Below are 18,198 nucleotides of genomic sequence, written 5' to 3' on the forward strand. Positions count from 1 at the left end.
GGGAGTGAACATCCGGCTACGGGAGCCGGACGACCTGGGCGGCGTAGGAAAGTCCTGCGCCGTAACCGATCAGCAGTGCGAGGCCGCCCGAGGGGGCGTCCCCGTCGGCCATCGCGCGTTCCATCGCCAGCGGCACCGAGGCCGCGGACGTGTTGCCCATGTCGACGATGTCGCGGGCGACGTGGACGCTCTCGGGCAGCTTCAGCTGCTTGACCATCGCGTCGATGATCCGCGCGTTGGCCTGGTGGGCGACGAACACGTCGATGTCCTCGGCGGTCACGCCGGCGGCGTCCATGGCGGCCTGGGCGACGGGGGCCATCTGCCACACCGCCCAGCGGAACACCGACTGGCCCTGCTGCTCGAGGAAGGGCCACCTCGCGGCCTCGGTGGCCAGCGCGTCGGGGTTCCCCGAGGGGTTCCCCCCGGAGTTCACGGTGGAGTCCTGGCGCAGTTCCAGCCAGGAGAACTTCGACTTGATGAGCTCGGACTGGCCGCCGTCCGAACCCCAGACGGTGGGGCCGATGCCCGGTTCGTCGGAGGCGCCGACCACGACGGCGCCGGCGCCGTCGGCGAACAGGAACGCCGTGGAGCGGTCGTGCTGGTCGGTGAAGTCGGACAGCTTCTCCGCGCCCACGACGAGCACGTTGCGGGCCGTCCCGGCGCGGACCAGGTCCCCGGCCAGGGCGACGCCGTGGCAGAACCCGGCGCAGCCGGCGGAGACGTCGAACGCCGCCGCGGGGGTCGCGCCGAGGCGGTGGGCCACGACGGCCGCCGCCGCGGGCGTCTGGAACGGGTAGGAGACGGTCGCCAGGATCACCGCGTCGACGTCGGAGCCGGTCAGGCCGGCCGCGGCCAGCGCCTTGGCGCCGGCGTCCTCGCTCATGTCGACGACCGAGACGTCGGGCGCGGCCCAGCGGCGGGTCCTGATGCCGGTGCGCTGCTGGATCCACTCGTCGGAGGAGTCGATCCAGGTGCACACCTCCTCGTTGTCGATGACGCGCGGCGGGCGGTGGGCGCCGACGCCGAGGATGCGGGCCTCGCGGATCGGGGCGCTCTTGAGCGTGGTCACAGGGAGGCCTCCGTCGCGAGGTCGGGGTCGGCGGTGTGCGCCGCGCCGCCGTGCTCGGCGATCATGGCGCGGGCCTTGTCCAGGTCGTCCGGCGTCTTCAGGGCGAGGACCTCCACGCCCTTCAGCGCCCGCTTGGCCAGGTTGGCCAGGGTGCCGGCCGGCGGCACCTCGATCAGGCCCGTGACGCCGAGACGGGCGAACGTCTCGGTGACCAGGTCCCAGCGGACGGGCCGGCTGACCTGGGCGACGAGCCGCGCCAGGAACTGCGCGCCGTCGGTGACGAGCTCACCGTCGGCGTTCGCGGCGATCGGCACGCGTGCGGTGCCCGCGTCGATGCCGGCGGCGAGCTGCTCGAGCGCGCCGACGGCCGGGGCCATGTGCTCGGTGTGGAAGGCGCCGGCGACCTGCAGCGGGATGACCCGGGCCTTGGCCGGCGGGTTCTCCTTCAACGCCTCCAGCGCCTCCAGGGTGCCGGCGGCGACGGTCTGCCCGCCGCCGTTGGCGTTGGCGGGGGTCAGGCCGAGCTCGCCCAGGCGGGCGGTGACCTCGTCGGGGTCGCCGCCCAGGACGGCGCTCATCCCGGTGGGCCGCACGGCGGCGGCCGCAGCCATCCCGCGGCCGCGTTCGCGGACCAGCACGAGGGCCTGCTCGGGGGTCAGCGCGCCCGCGGCGGCGGCGGCGGTGAGCTCACCGACGGAGTGACCGGCGACCACGGACGCGACGCCGGCGAGCTCGGCGGGGGAGGCGAACAGCTCGCGCAGGCCCAGGAGTCCGGCGGCGACGATGAGCGGCTGGGCGACGGCGGTGTCGCGCAGGGTGCCGGCGTCGGAGACGGTGCCGTGCGCCACGAGGTCGTCGCCGACGACGGCCGAGGCCCACCGCAACCGGTCCGCGACGCCCGGCAGTTCGAGCCAGGGTGCGAGGAAGCCGGGGGCCTGCGAACCCTGGCCGGGGAAGACGAAGACGAGCACCGGTTCAGCCTGCCTCTCCGGTGCCCGCCGGGGCGGTCACGACGCGAACCGAGTTCACGCGCGAGTCTTGTAGGGATCCTCCAAGCGGCCTCGTCCGGCCCCGGTCGCTGACCGTGACGATAGCTGGACTGTGCGTAGAACCGGTTCAGCGACCCGTGCTCGGTCCGTCACTGCGGGAACCGCCTCCCACCTGCGACAACCGGCCCAGGGCGAGTGCCGTCTGCAGCACGAAGCGCTCCCGCGGCGCGGTGGGCGTCCACGCGCACACCTCGGCGACCCGGCGCAGCCGGTAGCGGACGGTGTTGGCGTGGACGTACAGCGAGCGTGCGCACGCCTCGAGCGACCCGCCGTGCGCGAGGTAGGCCGTCAGGGTCTCCAGCAGCGCCCCGCCGGCCTCGAGGAGCGGGACGTAGGCGCGGTCGACGAGCGCGCGGCGGGCCGTGGCGTCCCCGCTCAGCGCGCGCTCGGGCAGCAGGTCGTCGGCCAGGACCGGGCGCGGCGCCTCGGGCCAGGCGCGGGCGGCGACGACCCCGGCCAGCGCTGCGCGCGCCGAGCGGGCCGCGACCGGCAGGCTGTCCACGGTCGGTCCCACGACGACCGGACCTGGGCCGAACTCGCTGCGGGCCAGGCGCTCGGCGGTCGCGACGGGGTCGAGGACGCCGGACAGGACGACGACCAGCCGGTCGCCCTGGACGCCGACGAGCGCCTCGCCGCCGGCCTCCTGGGCCAGGGACCGCACGCGTGCCACCGCTCCCACCGTCGGCTGCTCGCTGGAGGGGCCGATGACGACGGTCGTCGCGGCGTCCAGCGCCCAGCCCAGCGCGGCGGCGCGGGAGGCGATGGTGTCCTCGCCGTCACCGCGCAGGACCGCGTCGACGACCAGGGCCTCGAGGCGGGCGTCCCAGGCGCCGCGGGCCTCGGCGGCGCGGGCGTAGACGGCGGCCGCGGCGAAGGCGACCTCGCGGGAGTAGCGCAGCAGCGCCAGCCGGGCGCGCAGCTGCTCGTCGGGGCCGCCGTCCTCCCCGTCCCCGACGACGGCGTCCAGGCCCTCCTCCACGACCGTGATGGCCGTGCGCACGAGTTCCACGGTCTGCTGCAGGGTGACCGAGCGCATGAGCTCGCGGGGGGCGGTGCCGAAGACGCCGGTCGCGGCGCGCACGTCGTGGGCGGGGTCGGTCAGCCAGCGGACGAAGTCGGTGAACCCGGCCTGCGCCACCAGGCCCACCCACGACCGCTCGTCGGGCGGCAGGGAGGAGTACCAGGGCAGTCCGGTGTCCATCCGCGCGGTGATGGCCGAGGAGAACGTGCCGGCGGCCGCCTCCAGGCGCTTGACCGTCTCCCGGGAGACCGCGGGACCGGCCGCGAGCGCGACCTCGCCCTGCACCCCGGTGTCCTCCTCGCCGGTGGGGTCGGCCGGGGGGACGGCGGGGAGGGCGGCCTCGTCCGCGGACGGTGCGGGGTTGTCGGCGGACACGGTGGCGAGCGTACGGCCGACGGTCGTCGGGGGTGAGCCGGCCGAGGGTCGGCGCGGCGTCGCGCCGGTCCTGCCCGCTCGATCGGCGCGTCAATGCAATTGCAGTGAGTGATCAATCGGTGACTGTAATCATTTGGTTGCTGTGTGTGGAAGTTTGCGGGCCGGCGCCGGCTCGACGCGCACCCGGCGGTGGGGGGTTCCCGAAACTCGGCGCGGATCCGGTTGAGAGAGAGCACATGTCACGCTCCGCAAATGCGTGCAGAACAACGCGTCGATGATCGCGGGCTCTTATGGGCCAATTGCGGAACGGAATGCCTGCAAGGTTGTTCGAGTGGTTGACACGGCACTCACAGCTACTTCAAGGTGAGCGTCACGTTCTCCAGCCGGGTGGGGGCGCCGCAGCGATGCGGTGGTTGGAGGAAACGTCGCAACACTGCAAGCCCGCCCCCTCGTGTCCATGCCGGAACGCTGCTGGGTGGTGCGCGACATGTCCTCTGTCCATCGATCTCCTTCCTCGTCGGTCCTGACAGCGGGTGGGTGGAACCCCCACGTCCAGGCCGGCCGGCGCAGCGGTACCGCCGTCGTCCCCGACCTCGTCACCCCACCGACCCCGCGCGTGTCCGCGACCGTGGTTCCCCACGCCCGCGCCTCCGCCCCCGCCCCGTCCACCGGGGTGACCGTGCTGCTGTGCGACGTGCGACCGGTCGCCGCGCACGGGATCAGCGCCGCCGTGCAGCAGCACGGCATGCGCGGAGAACGGCTGCGCGACCTCGCGGACCTGCCGACCCGGCTCGCCGAGGAGACCGGCACCTTCGTCGTCCTGACCTCCCTGGAGACGATGCGCTCCGCCTCGCCGTTCCCCCGGCGCATCGGCGAGGCGCGGGTCGTGCCGGCCGTGCTGCTGGAGGACCCCAGTCCCGCCCAGCACATGGCGGCCCTGCGGGCCGGGGCCCGCGCGGTGACCCACTCCGGCGCGCCGCTGGCCGAGCTGATCGCGGTGCTGTCGGCCGCCGCCCGCGGGGGCACCGTCCTGTCGGCGCCGGTGGCGCGAGCCCTCGTGATGCCGCTGGCGGGTGTCCGCACCCCGGACGTCCCGGCCGAGGAGCGCAACTGGCTGCGGCAGCTGGCCCGCGGGGTGTCCGTGGCCGAGCTGGCCCTGCGCAGCTCCTACTCCGAACGCGAGATGTACCGGCTGCTCAACCGTGCCTACCAGCGGCTGGGTGCGGCCAACCGCACCGAGGCCCTGCTGGTCGCCCAGCGCGCCGGGTTGCTCGCGGTCTGAGGAGCCGGGCCGGACGGGGGCGGCGATGAGCACCGGCTCGGGGACCACCTCGTCCCGCCCGGCCGGGTCCTCAGCGTCCCAGCAGCTCGGCGGCGGTCCCCAGGTCGCCGGGCTCGCGCAGTCCGAGCAACCGGGCACCCGGGTGCGCCCGGCGAGCCATGCCGCTGAGCGCCCCGGCCGGCGGAAGCTCGACGAACGTCCCCGTCCCGGCCCGGCCCAGGGTCGCCGTGCACAGGTCCCAGCGCACCGGCGCGGCGACCTGGAGCACCAGCCGGCGCAGCACCTCCGTCCCGCTGGAGACGACGGCGCCGTCGGCGTTGGACAGCAACGGCCGCCTCGGGTCCGCCGGGACGACACCTGCGGTGGCCGCCCGCAGGGCGTCGACCGCACCGGCCATGGCCGGGGTGTGGAACGCGCCCGCCACGGGCAGCCGGCGGACGGCCGATCCCCGCGGGGGGTCCTGCACGAGCGCGTCGAGGGCCTCGACCGGTCCACCGACCACGAGCTGCCCGGCGCCGTTGTGGTTGGCCGGCAGCAGACCGGCGCGCGCGACCGCGGCCTGCACCTCCGCCGGATCGCCGCCCAGCACGACCGCCATGCCCGAGCGGCCACCGGCGCCGTCGTCACCGCAGCAGGCCGCCATCGCCCGTCCGCGGGCCGCGACCAGCCGCAGGGTCGTCACGTCGTCGAGCACCCCGGCCAGGGCGGCGGCGGTCCACTCCCCGACGCTGTGCCCGGCCAGGAAGCCCGGCGTGTTGCCGCCGGTGCGGTGCAGCAGTTCGCGCCCCACCAGCAGGGACGTCGCGACCAGCAGCGGCTGGGCGACCTCCGTCGGCAGGATCCGCTCGGCCGGCCACTGCGTCCCCGCCGCGACGAGGTCGAGGCCGGCGGCCTGCGACCACTGCTCCAGGCGACGGGAGGCGCCGGGCAGGTCCAGCCAGGGCGTGAGCTGTCCCGGGCGCTGCGCCCCCTGTCCCGGAGCCAGCAGCACGCTGGTGCCCGGATCCAGGGCTGGTTCCGGCCCCGTCGCACCGGGCTGGGTCACGGGCTGGGGCACGGGCTGGGTCACGGGCTGCGTCACGGGAGTGGCCTCCGGCGGTGGGATCGCGGCGCCCGGGCGGCTGCCCGGTGGCGGGGTGGAGGCTCCCCGGCGGCCGGGGGTGCGGGCAAGGCACCTCGCAGCTGGTCACCACCTGTCTGCCAGCACCCGGCAGTGATCTGTCCCGAAAGGTCCTGCGGCCGAACGTCGCCGTCCGCCACGCTGGAGCCACCCAGCCTCCAGCCGAGCGGCCCGCCCAGGCGCGCGCCCGCGCGCGGAGAAGCACGCCAAGGAAGCAGGTGCACAGTGCACATCGGCCGCCCACCCTCCCGACCGGTCGCATCCGAGCGGGGCCTCTCGTGACCGGCCCCGGCGCGGCCCCGGCATCCACCACACCGCTGGTCGTCCTGGCCGGTGTGCCGGAGGTCTACGGCCACGGCCTGACCCACGCGCTGCAGGCCGCCGGCGCCGACCGCGTCGTGCGCACCGACACCGCCGAACTGCTGCCGCTGCTCGAGAAGGAGCAGCCCGGCCCGACGGTGGTCATCGTGCCCGAGGCGGTCGCCGGCAGGGTCCGGTCGTCGCTGCAGGCGCTCCCGGCCCCGGGCCGGGTCGCCCTCGTGCACCTCACACCGGGTGCCGGGCGCAACAGCTTCGCCACCGCCGTGCGGTCCGGTGCCCTCGGCGTGCTGGACCCCGACGCCGAACTCGAGGTCGCCGTCGAGGTGGTGCTGTCGGCCGCGGCCGGCCGGGTCCTCGTCCCCGAGCACGTGCTGTCGGCACTGGCCGAACCGCCCGAGGAGACCGGTGGAGGGCCGGAGTTCACCGCCCAGGAGCGCGAGTGGCTGCGGGTGCTGGGGCAGGGCGGCACCGTGGCGGCGCTGGCCCGGTCGGCGTCCTACTCCGAGCGGGAGATGTACCGGCTGCTGGCCAAGCTCTACCGCCGGCTCGGCGCGCGCAGCCGCACCGAGGCGCTGCTGCGCGCGGTGGGCTGGGGACTGCTGGACGAGCACTGGGAGCAGGAACCGGGACCGCGGGCCGGGGAGACCGGAGCGGGCGGGGCGTGAGCACGGGCGTGGGCGGAGGACCGGGCGGGGAACTGGGCGGGGAACTGGGCGGGGCGGTGGCGCATCCGGATGCCGGGTGCTGCCCAGCCCACCGCCGCGTCGCTGGCAGTTCCGGCACCACCGCCTGGCACGGTCATGACACGCGGTGCCGGAAGCCCGCCCGCGGCGTTGACCCCGGAGCGGGCTGAGGACAGGCTCGGTCCTGCTCGGCCGTGGACCGACCGGAACCGCACGGTGCTCTCGGTCACGGAGTTCCGCCCGACGGTGCCACGCACCCGTCACCCGTCCAGGCCCCGCCCGGTCCCCGCTCTTCCTCGCCAGTTCCGGGACCGCGGTCGCGGCCGGCCCGAACACCGCCCGCCCCGGCGCCTGCGCGTGCCGGAGGACGGTCACGTCCTCACGAGGAGCCTCCATGACGTCGGCACCGCAACACCTGCCCGGGACGACCGGACCGCTCGACCGTGCGGTCAGCCGCAACCTGATCGTGGCGAAGATCGCGCCCGGCGCCGAGCCGGAGGTGGCCCGCATCTTCGCCGAGTCGGACGCCACGGACCTGCCCCACGCGCTCGGGGTCACCGAACGCAGCCTCTACAGCCTGGGTGACCTGTACGTGCACCTCGTGGAGTTCGACCGCAGCGCCGAGCAGGCCATGGGGAACGCGGCCCGGGAACCCGGGTTCGCGCAGATCAGCCGCGAACTCCAGCCCTACATCTCGCCCTACCTGTCGACGTGGCGCTCGCCCGCCGACGCCTCCGCCCGCCGCTTCTACACCTGGCGTCCCGAACGGTGAACGACGTCCGCGGAGACCGTGGGCACGACCGCGGTCCAGAGCAGGGCTCCGGTCAGCAGCGTGAAGGAGAACGACGATGACCACGACGACGACCCCGCCCACCGCCGCCACCGGGTGGGTCAAGTGCACCGGCTGCGGCCGGCCGCTGTACCTGCCCCGGCTCGTGCGCGAACTGGAGGTGTGCCACGAGTGCGGGCACCACCAGCGGTTGTCGGCGCGAGCCCGGATCACCCAGTTGACCGACCCGGACAGCTTCGCCGAACTGACCCCCGAACCCTCCCCGCACGACCCGCTGGGTTTCACGGACACCGTGGCCTACAGCGAACGGCTCGAGCGGGCACGCCGCGCCACCGGGGAGCAGGAGGCCACGGTCCTGGGCACCGCCCGCATCGAGGGCGAACCCCTGGTCCTGGTGGTGATGGACTTCCGCTTCCTGGGCGGCAGCATGGGCAGTGCCACGGGCGAGGCCGTCGTGACGGCCGCGGAGGAGGCCGTGCGCCGTCGGCTGCCCCTGGTGGTGGTCACCGCCTCCGGCGGTGCCCGCATGCAGGAGGGTGCGCTGTCGCTGGTGCAGATGGCCCGGACGAGCCAGGCGATGGCCCTCCTCGACGAGGCGGGTCTGCTGTCGGTGGTCCTGCTGACCGATCCCACGTTCGGCGGGGTCACCGCCTCCTTCGCCTCGCTGGGGCAGGTCCTGATCGCGGAAACCGGTGCGGCGGTCGGTTTCGCGGGCCGGCGGGTCATCCAGCAGACCGTTCCGCAACCGTTGCCGGCCGACTTCCAGCTCGCCGGGCAACTCCTGGCGCACGGGCTGGTGGACCGCGTGGAACCGCGCGACGGCCTGCGCCCGTTGCTGGCCCGCCTCCTGCGGTTGCACCGCCCGGCCGATGCGCCCGCCGGAGCGGGTCCGGGCCGGCTGCCGGCCCAGCGCACGAGCACCACCGCAGCCACCGCGGAGTTCTCCGGTCCGATCCCCGTCTCCGGGGAACCCGTGCCCGGCGGGACCGCGACCCCCGACCCCTGGGACGTGGTCCGCGCGGCCCGGCACCCCGACCGGCCCACCACGCTGGACTACCTCGAACTGGCCTTCGACGACTTCGTGGAACTGCACGGCGACCGCGCCCACGGCGACGACCGGGCGGTCGTGGCGGGGGTGGCGCGGATCGGGGAGCGCAGCGTCGTCGTCATCGGGCACCAGAAGGGGCACGACACCCGTGAACTGGTCGCCCGGAACTTCGGCATGCCGCACCCGGAGGGTTTCCGCAAGGCCCTGCGACTGCTCGAGCACGCCGAACGGTGCGGGCTGCCCGTCGTCACCTTCGTCGACACCCCCGGCGCCTACCCCGGGGTGGCGGCCGAGGAACGTGGTCAGTCCATCGCCATCGCGCGGGCCATCGCCCGCTCGAGCCGGTTGCGGGTCCCGGTCGTCAGCGTCGTCACCGGCGAGGGGGGTTCGGGTGGGGCGCTGGCCCTGGCCACGGGAGACCGGATGCTGATGCTGGAGAACACGTTCTTCTCCGTGATCAGCCCCGAGGGGTGCGCCGCGATCCTGTGGCGCGACGCGCAGGCCGCCGCGCAGGCCGCCCGGGCGTTGCGACTGACGGCACCGGACCTGCTCCGCCTGGGCATCGCCGACCGGATCGTCCCCGAACCCGACGGTGGCGCGCACACCGATCCGCTGCAGGCCGCGGCCCTGGTGGGGCACGCGGTGACCGAGGCCCTGGAGGAACTGTGCGCGCTGGATCCCGAGGAACTGGTGCGCCGGCGCAGCCTGCGACTGCGGTCGGCGGGTTCGGCCCGGGCGAGGGGGGGAGCGCTGTGAACGTCGAACCCGTGCAGAACGCGCACCCCAACGGCGCGCCGGCGACGAACGGCGCCGTCCCGCCGGCCGTCCCCGGCCACGAGGGCGCCCCCGCCACCGTGCACGAACTCGCCGACCACGCGCTGTCGTTGTCCCGGTCGTTGCCGGGTCCCCTGCAGCGCCTCGTGGTCGAGTCCGGGTCGGCGCGCGTGGAGGTGGACTGGCACAGCCGGGAGACCGTCGTACCGCTCGGGCCCGTCGTGGCCGCCGCGGCGGTGCCCGTCGTCCCCGGCGCCCCGGTGGCCGAGGAGACGGCGGGCCCGGAGGCGGGAACGCACACGGTGCGCGCACCGCTGGTGGGGACCTTCTACACCGCGGCCTCGCCGGGGGAACCGCCGTTCGTCGCGGTGGGCGACACCGTCGCGGCCGGGCAGACGGTGGGGATCGTCGAGGCGATGAAACTCATGAACCACATCACCGTCGACGTCTCAGGGACGGTGGTCGAGGTCCTGGCGGGGAACGGGGAGCCGGTGGAGTTCGACCAGCCGCTGCTGCGCGTCGCGCCCGCGACCCCCGGGGTGGGGTGAGAGGTGTTCTCCAAGGTCCTCATCGCCAACCGGGGCGAGATCGCCCTGCGGGTGGCGCGCGCGTGCCGCAGCCTGGGCATCGAGGTCGTCGCGATCCACTCGGCGTCCGACGCGGACTCCCCGGTGGTCCGGCTGGCCGACCAGGCCGTCAACGTCGGCCCGGCCCCGGCCCGGTTCAGCTACCTCAACATCCCGAACGTCGTGGAGGCGGCGCTGCAGACCGGCGCCGACGCCGTCCACCCCGGCTACGGGTTCCTGTCGGAGGACCCCGACTTCGCGCAGGTCTGCGCGGACGTGGGCCTGACGTTCATCGGCCCGCGCCCGGAGGTGATGGCCCGGCTGGGCAACAAGGCCACCGCCCGCTCGGAGATGGCCGCGGCGGGACTTCCGCTGCTGCCCGGTGTCGTCGAACCGGTCGCCACCGCGGAGGAGGGCGCCGCGATCGCCGACGACATCGGGTACCCGGTGGTCATCAAGGCGGCCGCCGGCGGCGGCGGCCGGGGCATCACGGTCGTGCGCGACCCGGCGCAGTTCCGCCGGGCGTACGCCGAGACCCGGCGGACCGCGCACACCGTGTTCCGCGACAGCACCGTCTACGTCGAGCGCTACCTGGACCGGGCCCGCCACATCGAGGTCCAGGTGCTGCTGGACGAGCACGGCGCCGGGGTCCACCTGGGTGAACGCGACTGCTCGGTGCAGCGTCGCCACCAGAAGCTCGTCGAGGAGGCCCCCGCCGCCGGGCTGAGCCCCGCGCAGCGCGAGGAGATCGGGGCCGCCGCCGTCCGCGCGGCGCAGGCCGTCGGCTACACCGGGGTCGGCACCTTCGAGTTCCTCCTCGACCAGCAGGGCCGGTTCTCCTTCATGGAGGTGAACTGCCGCATCCAGGTCGAGCACCCGGTCACCGAGGTGGTGACGGGCCTGGACCTGGTGCGCGAGCAGATCCGCGTCGCGGCCGGCGAACCGCTGGGTTTCACCCAGGCCGACGTGCGGCTGGAGGGGGCGGCGATCGAGTGCCGGCTGAACGCCGAGGACCCCACCCGGGGTTTCGCCCCGGCGCCGGGTCTGCTCGAGGTGTTCGACCTGCCCGGCGGCCCGGGGATCCGGGTGGACACCGGCTACACCGCGGGGGCCCGGATCAGCCCCCACTACGACTCCCTGGTCGCCAAGCTCATCGCGTGGGGCGCCGACCGGGAGCAGGCTCTGGCCCGGATGCGCACCGCGCTGGCGGAACTGCGCATCGACGGGCCGGGGGTCGCCACGACCAGGGACCTGCACCTGCAGGTCCTGGCCGACCCGGTGTTCCGGGCCGGTGCGCACCACACGGGTTTCCTCGAGACCAGCGCTGCGCTCAGCGCCTGAGGACGTCTCGGGGCGACCGGTCGAAGGAGGTGCTCGGAGGAATCCGCACCTGGAACTGCTCGGGGGAATCGAACGACCTGCCTCCACCACCCGCAGGACGAACAAGAGGGAGCACACCGTGACCGTCCAGAACAGCACCTTCACGCTCGAGGACCTGATGGACCTGCTCGTCGCCAAGGTCGGGCTGCCGGCGTCGGCGCGCACGGACGACCCCGACGCGATGTTCACCGACCTGGGACTGGACTCGCTGGCGTTCCTGCAGTTGCAGACCGAACTGCAGCAGACGTACGGGGTTCCGGTCGACGAGAACGCCCACGCCGAGGACCACTCGCTGGGCGCGATCGTCCACTCGGTGCGGCACTACGCGACGATCGGGGCGCAGGCGTGAGTGCTGACGTCCAGCAGGGTCCCTCCGAGCCGGGCCACGTCGACAACGCGATCGTCATCGACGCTCCGATGGACCTGGTGTGGGACATGACGAACGACGTCGCGTCCTGGCCGGACCTGTTCACCGAGTACTCCGCCGCGGAGGTCCTCGGGCAGGACGGGAACACGATCCGGTTCCGCCTGTCGATGCACCCCGACGCCTCCGGGACGGTCTGGTCGTGGGTCTCCGAACGGACCCCCGACCCGGTCACCCGGACGGTGGTCGCCCACCGCACCGAACCCGGGCCGTTCGAGTTCATGGACATCCGCTGGTCCTACGAGGAACGGCCCGACGGTGTCCTGATGCGCTGGGTCCAGGACTTCCGGATGCGCCCGCAGGCCCCCGTCGACACCCCCACGATGACCGACCGGATCAACGCCAACACGAAGATCCAGATGGAGGTCATCCGGGGCAAGGTCGAGGCGGCCGCCCGGGCGGCCGAGGGATCGGCCCCGACCGCGGGCCAGAAGGAGGCGAGCCACTCGTGACGACCGAGGTCCGTACCGACCAGCCGCGCGACGGCCACCCCGACGTCGGGTCCCCGGACCCCGTCCGGGCGCACCAGGCGCAGGCGCCCCGTCCCTCCGACATCCGCACCGTCAGCGCGGCCGACGTCCCGGCCAACCGCCGTCGCGGCGGGGACGTGCGCACGGTGCTGGCACCGTCCACCGTCGGGTCGACGACGGGTTTCATGGGCACCGTGACGCTGCAGCCGGGGGAGGTCGTCACCGAGCACTGGCACCCGTACTCCGAGGAGTTCCTGCTGGTGACCAGCGGTGAGCTCGGCATCCGGCTGGACGGGGAGCTGCGCACGCTGCGCGCCCAGGAGGGCGTCTGCGTGCCGATCGGGGTGCGCCACCGGCTGAGCAACGACTCCGCCGAACCGGCGACCGCGGTGTTCACCCTGGCCCCGCTGGCCCCGCAGCCGCGGCTGGGGCACGTCGACACCGAGCAGCTGCCGTGAGCGCCCCCGTGGGTGAGCGGCGCGTCGTCGTCACCGGTGTCGGGGTGGTGGCCCCGGGCGGGCCGACCCGCCAGTCGTTCTGGCAGCTGCTGGTGGACGGGCGCACCGCCACCCGACCGATCAGCTTCTTCGACGCCTCCCGGTTCCGGTCCCGCATCGCGGCCGAGGTCGACATCGACTTCACCGCGCGGGGTCTGAGCACGCACGAGATCGCGCGGACCGACCGCTTCACCCGGTTCGCGATGGTGGCCGCCGACGAGGCCGTGGCCGACTCCGGGCTGGACCTGGCGTCGGGGACCGGGGTCGACCACGACCGGCTCGCCGTCAGCCTGGGCAGCGCCGTCGGCGCGACCATGCGGCTGGAGGACGAGTACGTCCAGGTCAGCGACTCCGGGAAGGACTGGGTGGTGGACGCCGCCTACGGCACCCGCTTCCTGGACCGCGTCCTGATCCCCAGCAGCGGTGCCTCGGAACTGGCGGCCCGCTTCCACGCCCACGGCCCGGCCTCGGTCATGTCGACCGGCTGCACCTCGGGGCTGGACGCGGTCGGGTACGGCTACCAGCTGGTGCAGGACGGCGACGCCGACGTGGTCCTGGCCGGCGCGGCCGACGCCCCGATCTCGCCGATCTCGGTGGCGTGCTTCGACGCCATCCGCGCCACCTCGGCCCGCAACGACGAACCCGGCACGGCCTCGCGTCCCTTCGACGCGACCCGCGACGGTTTCGTCATGGGTGAGGGCGGGGCGGTGCTGGTGCTGGAGGAGTACGAGCACGCCCGCGCCCGCGGTGCCCATGTCTACTGCGAGGTCGCCGGCTTCGCCAACCGCTGCAACGCCTTCCACATGACGGGGCTGCGTCCGGACGGCACCGAGATGAGCCGGGCCATCGACGACGCGCTCGGCCAGGCCCGCATCGATCCGGGAACGGTCGACTACGTCAACGCGCACGGTTCGGGCACCAAGCAGAACGACCGCCACGAGACGGCCGCGGTCAAGCGCAGCCTGGGGCAGCACGCCTACGAGGTGCCGATGACGTCGATCAAGTCGATGGTGGGTCACTCGCTGGGGGCCATCGGCTCCATCGAGCTGGCCGCCTGCGCGCTGGCCATCGAGTTCGGCGTGGTCCCGCCCACGGCGAACCTGGAGAACCCCGACCCCGAGTGCGACCTCGACTACGTCCCCAAGACCGCCCGGGACGCCCAGATCGACGTCGCCGTCTCGGTCGGCAGCGGTTTCGGCGGCTTCCAGTCCGCCGTCGCGCTCACCTCGCCCCGCTGGAGCCGGTCGTGAGGCGCGCGGTCGTCACCGGACTGGGCGTCGTGGCGCCCACGGGGGTCGGCGCGGCCGAGCACTGGCACAGCGTGCGCGCGGGCCACCTGCGGGTGGGACCCCTGGAGGACTACGACTCCTCCGGCTACGGCGTCCACCTGGCCGGGCGGGTGCGGGGTTTCACCCCCGAGGACCACGTCGAACCGCGGCTGCTGGTGCAGACCGACCGCTGGACGTGGATGTCGCTGGCCGCCACCGCGATGGCCCTGGCCGACGCGGCGTGGGACCCGGCCGAGCACGACCCGTACGACACCTCGGTCGCCCTGGCGGCGTCCTCGGGGGGCAACGAGTTCGGGCAGCGGGAGATGACCGGGCTGTACGGCCGGGGACCGCAGGCGGTCACGGCCTACCAGTCGATCGCCTGGTTCTACGCGGCCAGCACCGGCCAGGCCTCCATCCGGCACGGCACCAAGGGCCCGGCCAGCGTCCTGGTCACCGAGGCGGCCGGCGGGCTGGACAGCCTCGGGCACGCCCGCCGTGTCGTGCGCCGGGGAACCCCCGTCGTCGTGGCCGGGGGCACCGAGGCGTCCCTGTCGCCGTACGCCCTGGCCTGCCAGTCGGTCGGTGGCCGGTTGTCGCCGGCGCGCGACCCCCGCGCGGGGTACAAGCCGTTCGACGCCGCCGCCTCCGGGTACGTGCCCGGCGAGGGCGGGGCGGTGCTGGTGGTCGAGGACGCGCACCGCGCCGCCGAACGCGGTGCACCGCAGGTGTACGGGGAGATCGCCGGGTACGCCGCGACCCACGACGCCGCCTCGCCGTCGGACCCGCTGAGCGACCCGGGCCAGTACGCCCGGGCCGTGCGGCGGGCGATGGGTGACGCGGGCGTCGGGCCCGACGAGGTGGACTTCGTCGTGGCCGACGGTGCGGGGGTGCCCGAACTCGACGCCGCCGAGGCGCAGGCGCTGCGGATCGCCTTCGCCGGCCGGGCCGCGCCCGTCCCGGTCTCGGCGCCGCAGGGCCTGTCCGGCCGGCTCAGCGTCGGCGGCTCGGCGCTGGCCGTGGCCACGGCACTGCTGGCGATCCGCGACGGCGTCGTGCCCGCGGTGGGCAACCTCGACGAACCCTCCCCGGAGGCGTACGGGCTGGACCTGGTGACCACCCCGCGCGAGACGCCCGTGACCACGGTCCTGGTGGCCTCCCGCGGACTGGGCGGGTTCAACAGCGCGATGGTGCTGCGGGCCGCTCAGGAGACCACGGGAGGCGATCGGTGAGCACGGTGCGGACGCTGCTGCGCATGCGGGCCCTGCCCGGGCGCGAGGCCGACTTCGAGGCGGCCTGGCGCCGGGCCGCGACCGGGATCAGCCGGGTTCCCGGCAACCTGCGGCAGGAACTGCTGCGCAGCCGGACCGAGGAGAGGTGGTTCGCGATCGTGAGCGACTGGGTGGACGAGGAGTCGCTCGCCGCGTTCAGCCGCAGCGCCGCGCGCGAGACGCTCACCGAGGCGCTGCGGGACCTGCGCGAGGACGCCGGCCGGGAGGTGTTCGAGGTGCTCGCGGAGGTTCCGGGAGCGGGCCGGAACCCCGGGCACGTGCGGGGCGCGGTCCGGGTGGACATCTCCACGTCGGTCAAACCGGGCGAGGAGGAGGCGTTCGAGAAGGCCTACCTGCTCGTGTCCGGCCGGGTCGGCGGCCGCGGCGGTCACCTGCGTGAGGAACTCCTGCAGGACCCCGCGACCGGACGGTTCCACATCTTCGCCGAGTGGGAGACCGCCGAGGGGTTCCGGCAGTGGGTCGAGGACCCGGCCCACCTGGCCGACTCGGCGGCGCTGGCGCGGTGGCTGTCGGTCGACTTCGAACGGGTCGTCTACGAGCTGCGCGCCCGCCCCGAACCCGGCCCGGACGAACCCCTCGCGTGGGAGTTCGTCCCCGGTGCCGTGCGCGTCGACGTCTCGACCACCGTCGCGGCGGCCGACGAGGCGGAGTTCGAACGGGCGTACCTGACCGTCGCCGGGCGGGCCCGGGACCGCAAGGGCCACCTGCGCTCGGAACTCCTGCGCGATCCCGACACCGGGCGCTTCCACCTCGTCGACGAGTTCGAGGACGAGGAGCCGGCGGGGAACTGGCTGGCCGACCCCAACGACCTCGGCGAGGCGGAACCGCTGGCGCCGTGGCTGTCGGCCGACCTGCGCCGCCGCGTGCTGCCGATCCGGCGGCGGCCGGCGGTGGGGGTGGGGTACGCGACCACCCCGGCGGCCGCGGCCACCACCGTGGACGCGCCGGCACCCGTCGCCGCACGACCCGACTCCCCGCCCGCGCCGCGGGTGGCCGAACCGGTCCGCACGGGTTCCACCGCGCCGGTCACCACGACGGTCGCCGCGAGCCCGCCGGGCAGCACCGACCCCGAGGTGCTCGTCGTCGGGGCCGGCCCGGCCGGCATGACGCACGCCCTCGAACTGGCCCGGCGCGGGATCCGCGTGCGGCTGGTGGAGGCGCGCGCCGAACCCTCGGCCCAGGCCGACAAGGCCATCGGCATCCACTGCCGCACCATGGAGATCTGGGAACGGCAGGGCATCGTCACCGAGGCGATGGACGCCGGCACCTGGCTGTACGGGCAGACGGTGCACGTCAACGGCGTCCTGACCCACCAGACCGACTGGTCGGGGCTGGAGGAGGTGCCGTTCGCGCACCTGGGCCTGCCGCAGTACGAGACCGAACGGCTGCTGGCCGACGCGCTGGCCCGTCACGGGGTCCGGGTCGAACGCGGGGTGGAACTGCTCACCTTCGCCCAGGACGCCGACGCCGTGACCTGCGTGCTGGGGACGGCCGAGGGGGAGGAGGTCGTGCGCACGCAGTACCTCGTCGGGTGCGACGGCGCGCACAGCACCGTCCGGGCCGGGCTCGGGCTGACGTTCGAGGGCGGCCTGTCGATGTTCCCGCAGCTGTTCATGCTCGGGGACGTCGACCTGGACTGGGACATGCCCGCCGGGCACCTGCTGCGGTTCGTCCGCATCGAGGACAACGGCGACTTCACCGGCATGCTCGTGTGCGTTCCGCTCAAGGGCGCCCACCGGTACCGGGTGGCGACCATGGCCCCGCAGCGCTTCGTCGACGCGGTCGGCACGGGGGTGGTGCCCGCGGGGTTCTGGCAGGAGTACGACCCGCCCGAGCTGGCCGACATCCAGGAGGTCGTCGACGAGCTCGCGCCGGCGGGCACCACGGCGAGCAACCTGCGCTGGTCCTCGATCTTCCGGATCAAGCACGGCATCGTCGACCGCTACCGCGACGGCCGCGTCTTCGTGGCCGGCGACGCCGCGCACCTGCACCCGCCGGCCGGTGGGCAGGGCATGAACACCGGGATCCAGGACGCCTGGAACCTCGGCTGGAAACTGGCGCTCGCGGTGCGCGGCGGGGCCGCCGAGGGACTGCTCGACTCCTACGAGGCCGAACGGCGGCCGGCCGGGCGGGCGATCGTGGACCGGGCGGTGAACCTGGCGTTCACCGACGAGATCGACATGGACGACGCCAAGGCGCAGTTCCTGCTGGAGATGCAGATGACGATGAACTACGCCGGCAGTCCGCTGGTCGGCGAGTTCCTCGACGCCTCCGTGGGCCCGCTGGGCGGTCCCGAGCCCGGTCACCGGGCGCCCGACGCGACCGGTCTGCGCCGGTTCGGCGTGGCGCACGACCTGCGGGTGTTCGACCTGCTGCGCTCGACGCGGTCGGCCCTGCTGCTGTACGCCGGTCACGGGGTGGAGGCCGAGGGGTTCGCCGCCCTGGAGTCCCTGGCGTCCCAGGCGCAGGTCGCCGCCGGCGGTGAACTGGACGTGCACCTCGTCGTCAGCCCGGACGCCGTCGTGCCGGCGACGCTGGGGCTGGGGGTGCACCGCGACGTGCGGGGGACCTACCGGGAGGCCTACGGCCTGCCGTCGTCCACGGGCGTCACCGCCGCCCACGTGGTGCGCCCGGACGGCCACGTCGGTTTCCGTTCGCTGCCGGCGCAGGCGTCGGCGGTCCTCGAGCACCTCGTCGTGGTCTTCGCCTGACGGCGACGGGTGGTGGCCGCCACGACGGGGTGGCCGGTGACGGCGGGTGCGGGTGCTC

The 18,198-nt window shown here is 74.6% G+C and carries 16 protein-coding genes; 12 read left to right on the forward strand and 4 right to left on the reverse strand.

Going from position 1 to position 18,198, the window contains the following annotated elements:
• Positions 1-16: 16 nt before the first annotated feature.
• From ACRYR2_RS18310 to ACRYR2_RS18320, 3 genes are all read right to left on the reverse strand, one after another.
• Complete coding sequence (locus ACRYR2_RS18310; protein WP_432564331.1) at positions 17-1,069, reverse strand: beta-ketoacyl-ACP synthase III; 1,053 nt, start codon at positions 1,067-1,069, stop codon at positions 17-19.
• A complete protein-coding gene (locus ACRYR2_RS18315) occupies positions 1,066-2,040 on the reverse strand; it encodes an ACP S-malonyltransferase (protein WP_432564332.1) in 975 nt (324 codons plus the stop codon). Before ACRYR2_RS18315 ends, ACRYR2_RS18310 begins: the two co-directional genes overlap by 4 nt.
• 145 nt (positions 2,041-2,185) lie before the next feature.
• Positions 2,186-3,514, reverse strand: coding sequence for a PucR family transcriptional regulator (locus ACRYR2_RS18320; protein WP_432564333.1), 1,329 nt, complete (start codon positions 3,512-3,514; stop codon positions 2,186-2,188).
• Between the two features lie 616 nt (positions 3,515-4,130).
• Between ACRYR2_RS18320 and ACRYR2_RS18325 the strand changes: the two genes are divergently transcribed.
• A complete protein-coding gene (locus ACRYR2_RS18325) occupies positions 4,131-4,796 on the forward strand; it encodes a hypothetical protein (protein ID WP_432564334.1) in 666 nt (221 codons plus the stop codon).
• 70 nt (positions 4,797-4,866) lie between these two features.
• Here the strand turns inward: ACRYR2_RS18325 and ACRYR2_RS18330 are convergent, their stop codons facing one another.
• A complete protein-coding gene (locus ACRYR2_RS18330) occupies positions 4,867-5,877 on the reverse strand; it encodes an ACP S-malonyltransferase (protein ID WP_432564335.1) in 1,011 nt (336 codons plus the stop codon).
• Positions 5,878-6,194: 317 nt separating this feature from the next.
• Here ACRYR2_RS18330 and ACRYR2_RS18335 point away from each other — a divergent pair, with 317 nt between their 5' ends.
• The 11 genes from ACRYR2_RS18335 to ACRYR2_RS18385 all read left to right on the forward strand — a co-directional run bounded on the left by ACRYR2_RS18335 (position 6,195) and on the right by ACRYR2_RS18385 (position 18,140).
• The gene (locus tag ACRYR2_RS18335) at positions 6,195-6,902 is read left to right on the forward strand and encodes a helix-turn-helix domain-containing protein (protein ID WP_432564336.1); all 708 of its coding nucleotides are present in this window, start codon (positions 6,195-6,197) and stop codon (positions 6,900-6,902) included.
• Positions 6,903-7,314: 412 nt separating this feature from the next.
• On the forward strand, positions 7,315-7,692 hold the full coding sequence (locus ACRYR2_RS18340; RefSeq protein ID WP_432564337.1) for a TcmI family type II polyketide cyclase: 378 nt from the start codon (positions 7,315-7,317) through the stop codon (positions 7,690-7,692).
• 76 nt (positions 7,693-7,768) lie between these two features.
• Positions 7,769-9,514 (forward strand): acetyl-CoA carboxylase carboxyltransferase subunit alpha, encoded by a 1,746-nt coding sequence (locus tag ACRYR2_RS18345; RefSeq protein WP_432564338.1) that lies wholly within the window; start codon positions 7,769-7,771, stop codon positions 9,512-9,514.
• A complete protein-coding gene (gene accB, locus ACRYR2_RS18350; RefSeq protein ID WP_432564339.1) occupies positions 9,511-10,080 on the forward strand; it encodes an acetyl-CoA carboxylase biotin carboxyl carrier protein in 570 nt (189 codons plus the stop codon). The genes ACRYR2_RS18345 and accB overlap by 4 nt, the downstream gene beginning before the upstream one ends.
• A gap of 3 nt (positions 10,081-10,083) precedes the next feature.
• Positions 10,084-11,439 (forward strand): acetyl-CoA carboxylase biotin carboxylase subunit, encoded by a 1,356-nt coding sequence (locus ACRYR2_RS18355; RefSeq protein WP_432564340.1) that lies wholly within the window; start codon positions 10,084-10,086, stop codon positions 11,437-11,439.
• A 118-nt stretch (positions 11,440-11,557) separates the two neighbouring features.
• Positions 11,558-11,827 carry an acyl carrier protein gene (locus ACRYR2_RS18360; RefSeq protein ID WP_432564341.1) on the forward strand — a complete coding sequence of 90 codons (270 nt, stop codon included), beginning with the start codon at positions 11,558-11,560 and terminating at the stop codon, positions 11,825-11,827.
• 68 nt (positions 11,828-11,895) lie between these two features.
• On the forward strand, positions 11,896-12,354 hold the full coding sequence (locus ACRYR2_RS18365; RefSeq protein ID WP_432564378.1) for an SRPBCC family protein: 459 nt from the start codon (positions 11,896-11,898) through the stop codon (positions 12,352-12,354).
• Between the two features lie 101 nt (positions 12,355-12,455).
• A complete protein-coding gene (locus ACRYR2_RS18370; RefSeq protein ID WP_432564379.1) occupies positions 12,456-12,830 on the forward strand; it encodes a cupin domain-containing protein in 375 nt (124 codons plus the stop codon).
• Positions 12,827-14,119 (forward strand): beta-ketoacyl-[acyl-carrier-protein] synthase family protein, encoded by a 1,293-nt coding sequence (locus ACRYR2_RS18375; protein WP_432564342.1) that lies wholly within the window; start codon positions 12,827-12,829, stop codon positions 14,117-14,119. The genes ACRYR2_RS18370 and ACRYR2_RS18375 overlap by 4 nt, the downstream gene beginning before the upstream one ends.
• Positions 14,116-15,369, forward strand: a complete 1,254-nt coding sequence (locus tag ACRYR2_RS18380; RefSeq protein WP_432564343.1) for a beta-ketoacyl synthase N-terminal-like domain-containing protein — start codon at positions 14,116-14,118, stop codon at positions 15,367-15,369. Before ACRYR2_RS18375 ends, ACRYR2_RS18380 begins: the two co-directional genes overlap by 4 nt.
• Entirely contained in the window at positions 15,366-18,140 is a 2,775-nt protein-coding gene (locus ACRYR2_RS18385) for an FAD-dependent monooxygenase (RefSeq protein WP_432564344.1), read from the forward strand. Before ACRYR2_RS18380 ends, ACRYR2_RS18385 begins: the two co-directional genes overlap by 4 nt.
• Positions 18,141-18,198 lie beyond the last annotated feature (58 nt).

This window comes from Kineococcus deserti, assembly GCF_050871945.1.
GTDB lineage: Bacteria > Actinomycetota > Actinomycetes > Actinomycetales > Kineococcaceae > Kineococcus.

What these genes read in the sequence shown, in the direction of transcription:
- ACRYR2_RS18345 (WP_432564338.1), top strand. Translation starts at nt 7,769, where the DNA reads ATGACCACGACGACGACCCCGCCCACCGCCGCCACCGGGTGGGTCAAG.
- ACRYR2_RS18365 (WP_432564378.1), top strand. Translation starts at nt 11,896, where the DNA reads ATGGACCTGGTGTGGGACATGACGAACGACGTCGCGTCCTGGCCGGAC.
- ACRYR2_RS18340 (WP_432564337.1), top strand. Translation starts at nt 7,315, where the DNA reads ATGACGTCGGCACCGCAACACCTGCCCGGGACGACCGGACCGCTCGAC.